The following is a 5,205-nucleotide window of genomic DNA, read 5'->3' as shown; positions in this document are numbered from 1 at the left end:
CATAATATTCGTGAAAGTCTTAATCAGATCCACTTCATTGGTGACAGTAAAATCATCCTCTTTAGGCGGGCGGATATCATGGCGTAGCCGGAGTACATTAGTCACCTGAAATTCCGCTGCTTCGAGCTGGTCGGGATTGCTCGATTTGAGCCAAAAGCCATTGATTGCCACACCTGTGAGCGCATTGTTACCAACAATCTCGGCGGACATATTAGTCAGTGGCAGATACACCACATTATTCATATCTTGCAGCCCGACAGCCCCTTTCCGCTCCATTACCCCCACCACGCGATAACGCTTACTCTGAATCCGAATATCGCTACCAATCGCCGTTTCGGATGGAGCGAACAGATCGTCTCGAATTTTGGCACCGATTACCACCACTGCTTTAGCTATATCTAAATCCTGCTGCTGAAAAAATGTCCCTAGTTGGGGCTTGACATTTCTTACCGCTGGAAAGTTTAAATCCGTGCCGATGGCAGTTATTGAAATGTTGACATTCCCCCGCACCACCTGAACACCTGGGCGATATAAAAACGCTGACACCGCAGTCGCAGCGGGGACTTGTTTGGCGATCGATCGCGCATCTTCCCAGGTCAGGGTACTAGCAGAACCAGCCCCCTGACTGATGCCACCCGTTCTCGCTGCGGCTGCTGAAACTTGTAGGATATTAGTACCCAATGCCTCAATTCTCAACTCAGTGGCTCTTTGCACGCCTTGCCCGATCGAAGTAATCGCAATCACCGAGGAAATGCCAATAATTACGCCCAGCATCGTTAAGCCACTGCGGATTTTGTTACTCCACAGGGTTTCCACTGCCATCAGGAATATTTCCAGCAGTGAGATTTTGCGTTTGTGACGGCGAGACGGACGCAAAAGAGATTTGGGCGGATGTCTTGTTTTCATAGGATGATCGAGCTAATTGACGTGAATTTTCCTGGCGGAAAGGCTACGCCAACGGGTTAAGGATATTCGCTTCGTTTAAGCACCGCACTCGATTGAAATCGGTGCTAGTGGTGCGAAGTCCGCGTAGGCGGACTAAATCTTCTAGTCCGCGTAGGCGGACTTTGCATCATGAGCGGAGACTTCTAGTCTCCAGGCTCTCTTTATCCCAAACTGACGCTAGTTAAAACCAGAAGAAGCTTTGCGGGTTCCGGCGGGAAAGCTGAGTAACACCCGCTCATTCCCAGTTAAACCAGACTTAACTTCAGTCTTATCATTAACAGTCGTCCCCACCACGATCGGCACAAAGACCGGATCGCCGCCTGTTTTCGCTACAAATACACCCTGAACTGCTTTCTGTTGAACGATCGAAGCTGTCGGCACAACTAGCACCTGCTTTAGTTCTCCAGCCTTGAAATCGATCGACACATTCATTCCCTGATGGAGCAGTCGTTGGGAGTCAGTCACCGCTACCTTCACCTCAAAACTGGTCACATTTTGCTGCACCAAAGACTGGGTAGCAACTTGTGTCACTTTACCCGCAAAGGTTTTGCCAGAATAGGCATCAACTTTAATTACTGCTACTTGCCCGACGCGGATTTGGGAAATGCTGGCTTCGGCTACCTGCGCCACAATTTCATTGGTAGATGCTAGAGCCAGAATTGAAGATGAGGTTGCTGAAGTCACCGCACTACCCGCCGTTGTAGGAGTCACAAAGGCACCTGGATCGGCGTATTTACGAGCGATAATCCCCGCGAAGGGGGCGCGAATGACAGTATCGTCGATATTCCGTTGCGCGATCGCCATTGCACCCTGAGCTGCCATTACTTGGGCACGGGCTTGGGCGATATCTTCGGGACGCGATCCGGCTTTGAGCAGGTTCAATGCTTGCTGGCGTTGGTTGACGACGCTTCTAGCTTGGGCGATCTCTTCAGGGCGCGATCCGGCTTTAAGTAGACTCAAGGCTTGCTATGCTTGGTCTACTTGCGCTTGGGCAGTATCGTGGGTCGATCGAGCCGTACTCAAAGCTTGTTGAGAGATTGCGCCTGATGCTTGTAATTTTTGAGTGCGGGACAAATCTTCTTGAGCTTGTCTGTGGGTGACTTGAGCTTTATTCAAGTTGGCTACAGCTCCAGCGATATCTTGCGATCGATTCCCCGCCATCACTTTACTCAAACTGGCGGTGGCTTCGGCTACTTGAGCAGTAGCCCCAGCGATATCTTGCGATCGATTTCCCGCAATCACCTTACTCAAATTCGCCTGAGCAGCAGCAAGGTTGCCTCCAGACTGGAGCAATTGCCCTTGCAGGTTTGAATTGTCCATATAGGCGACAATCTGCCCTGGCTTGACAAAATCACCTTCCTTGACCAGCAGCCGTTTTAAGACACCGGAGTTTTTGGGGCTGACATTGACCGAACTTTCGGGTTGCACGGTGCCATTGGCGGACACCAAAACTGTCAGATTCCCCCGCGTGACTGCGGCTGTCTGAATCTTGTTTTGCGCTCGTTGTTTGGGTACAGTTACTAATTGGTTGTAGCCAACATAGCTACCAATACCGAGCAACGGAATTGCCACCAGCAAACCAATTAACCATTTTTTGATTTTTGGCTGGTGGATCGTCTCCGACAGAGCATCGATCCCCTTCTTTAAATTCAGACTAATACTCAACATTGTCACCTCAAATTTTGGTGTGAGGACATCGATTGATTCCAATGTCCTAGTTGCTGTCTAGATCGCCAGACTTTAGAACCGGAAACCAGCCCCAACAGTAAAAGTTGTGTCTCGATCCTGACCGTTATTTAGCGGTACGTTTAGTGCTCCTTTTAATCGGAGGCTAGGAGAGCTAAGGCAATAAGATATTTTTTCATGATAAATTCTCTGTTTTTTTAAGTAAATTGGTCTACAGATCGTCTTCAGTTGCAGATATTAGCCTCGATTCATGCCACCATAAACTCTTCGACTGACTTGCACGTAGGTTCTATAACCACGTCGCTGCAATCTGTTAGCAGCCTGTTGGGCATCGCGACGATTTGGATGGTACCCCTCTAAAGTCCATTGGCGTTGGCGGGGATTACGGTAATAAACAGAAAACTGCCGTTGGCGATTTTGGTTACGATTGTACTGAGCAAGCGACATATTCAGCTCCCGTTCGCTCAGTTGCTCAGAATGAGAATCGGGGTTCTGACCGATTTTTTCTGAATCTAGTGCCTGTGCAGTAAAGGGCGTAGTTACTACGAATCCCGTACATACCAGTGCTAGCAAAATTATCTTTTTCATCAGATTCGTTCCAAAATACAAAGTTTGAGTCAATCGATTAAACTTAGAAATTAATTAATCGATCGTATTTTAAAGTTAATCGATGAAATTAACAAATCACTCCCTCTAAAGACATAGATAAAAATATTTCAATAAAACAGAATAATATAGGGTTAATTTTTGTCAATATATTACAAATTTTATTGTATCCGACACCAGTCTGATTTAAGGCGTATAGCTAGCTTTCAGGAAAGCTTTAAGCCATTAATTCTATTGAGCTGAGTCAGAAAAATATTGTAGACACCTCACAACTTCCTCACATTTAGAAGCTACGATAGATATGAATAACTTTGTACAACAAAATAGTTGTTTTAGGTTCTGGATCATCCAAATTAAATGGCGACGATATTATCGTCACAGTATGAAGGTTGGAATGATTCGGGGTAATTTTGTGCACGATCTCCAAGTCCAAGCAGATGGAAAGCTATACATCAATCGCACTAAATGGTCGATTCTAATATTTAGAAAACAATAGAGCCGATCTAAGTTATATGAACAGAATAAAATTTATCGGCATTATCAGTGGGACGATCGGAGTAGTCGGGACAACAGCTTATTTATTGAGCGATAATACTAATTTGGTTAGGGCGGATCTAAGACAAGTAGACGATAATAATAAGAATCTTAAACCGGATGAAAAAAAGATTCTATTTCTAGCTTCACTCGCGCCGAGCGGTCATAATACCCAGCCGTGGTTTGTTCGATATATCGAACCTTATCATTGGATTATCGGTAACGATCGAAGTAAATGGCTCCCTGCTGTCGATCCGACTCAGCGTGAAACAATGTTATCGATCGGTGCTTTTCTACAAAATCTTGAATATGCTGCTGGTTCCTTTGGCTACGCCTGTGATTGGAAGTTGTTAGCAACGACTAATCAAGACGACCTGGTGATGGAAGTAAAGCTGAGTAAAAAAGCATCTACAAATAATTTTGACATTACAAAAATCACTAGCCGTCGGACTGTCCGCTCTAATTTTTTAAGCGATCTGCTAAAACAAGAAGATATTACATATCTTGTCGATTCAGAGCCGGAATTTATTCACTACTTACCTAACACCAGTAAAGAAAGTAAATTTATTGACGAACAAACGATCGCCGCCAATCGCCTGCAATCTTACCGCGATCCAGCACAGCAAGAATTAGTTAACTGGATCCGATTCTCTAGTCAGGATGCCGATAAATATCGTGATGGGTTAACAACCGCAGGGATGGAAATAACCGGAATTCCTGGTTGGGTAGTGCGAAATTCTTACGATAAAGACAATGTGATGACCAAAGATTTTAGAGAACGAGGTATCGATAATATTCAGAAAGAAGTATCGGAATCGGCAGGCTGGATTTTAATTACCAGTCAGGATAATTCAGTAGCGGCACTGCTGGAAATTGGGAGACGTATGGAAAGACTTTTCCTAAAAGTGCGGGAAAGGAATATCGCCATCCATCCGATGACCCAGATATTAGAAGAACCATCAACCAAAGTAAAGTTGAACCAGTCGATTGGTATCGGCGAACACGTTCAATTTATCTTACGAACGGGTTATTTAAAGAATTATCCACAGCCAGTTTCCCTCCGCCGACCAATCGCTCGATTTATCCAGATATGATGGGCAACATCCAGATCGAGACGAATAGAATAACCTGCAAGCCAGAGGTAATTAATGCCAACTGCAACAGATTTTAAAGATTACTATGCGACCCTGGGAGTGCCAAAAACGGCAACTCCTGAAGAAATCAAGCGAGCTTATCGCAAACTTGCCCGCAAGTGCCATCCCGACCTCAATCCAGGCGATAAAGATGCAGAGGCAAAGTTCAAAGATCTCAACGAAGCAAATCAGGTGCTTTCCGATCCAGAAAAGCGGGAGAAATATGACAAGTTCGGTCAGCACTGGGATCGCCCTGGTTATGGTGAAGTACCGCCACCTACCGGAACTAATGTCGGGACTG

General features: G+C 45.5%; 4 protein-coding genes and 1 pseudogene. 2 read left to right on the top strand and 3 right to left on the bottom strand.

The annotated features are described in order from the left end of the window. From RMO79_RS07405 to RMO79_RS07390, 3 genes and pseudogenes are all read right to left on the bottom strand, one after another. The coding region (locus RMO79_RS07405) for an ABC transporter permease (RefSeq protein ID WP_310482473.1) at positions 1 to 906 on the bottom strand (906 nt) is incomplete at its 3' end. A 216-nt stretch (positions 907 to 1,122) separates the two neighbouring features. Then, positions 1,123 to 2,613 (bottom strand): annotated as a pseudogene (locus tag RMO79_RS24470) (efflux RND transporter periplasmic adaptor subunit). Positions 2,614 to 2,868: 255 nt separating this feature from the next. Further along, positions 2,869 to 3,219, bottom strand: coding sequence for a hypothetical protein (locus RMO79_RS07390; RefSeq protein ID WP_310482470.1), 351 nt, complete (start codon positions 3,217 to 3,219; stop codon positions 2,869 to 2,871). Between the two features lie 530 nt (positions 3,220 to 3,749). On the opposite strand from RMO79_RS07390, the gene RMO79_RS07385 reads away from it, so the two are divergent. Next, on the top strand, positions 3,750 to 4,865 hold the full coding sequence (locus RMO79_RS07385; protein WP_310482469.1) for an Acg family FMN-binding oxidoreductase: 1,116 nt from the start codon (positions 3,750 to 3,752) through the stop codon (positions 4,863 to 4,865). 54 nt (positions 4,866 to 4,919) lie between these two features. Further along, on the top strand, positions 4,920 to 5,205 hold a 286-nt coding region (locus tag RMO79_RS07380; RefSeq protein WP_310482468.1), incomplete at its 3' end, for a DnaJ domain-containing protein.

Source organism: Chamaesiphon sp. VAR_48_metabat_403, assembly GCF_031422475.1.
Taxonomy (GTDB): domain Bacteria; phylum Cyanobacteriota; class Cyanobacteriia; order Cyanobacteriales; family Chamaesiphonaceae; genus Chamaesiphon.
The sequence above is the reverse complement of the archived record's forward strand: the minus strand, read 5'-3'. Positions and strand labels throughout refer to the sequence as shown.

Coding starts and splice junctions, on each gene's coding strand:
- RMO79_RS07385 (WP_310482469.1), top strand. CDS start 3,750: ATGAACAGAATAAAATTTATCGGCATTATCAGTGGGACGATCGGAGTA.
- RMO79_RS07390 (WP_310482470.1), bottom strand. CDS start 3,219: ATGAAAAAGATAATTTTGCTAGCACTGGTATGTACGGGATTCGTAGTA.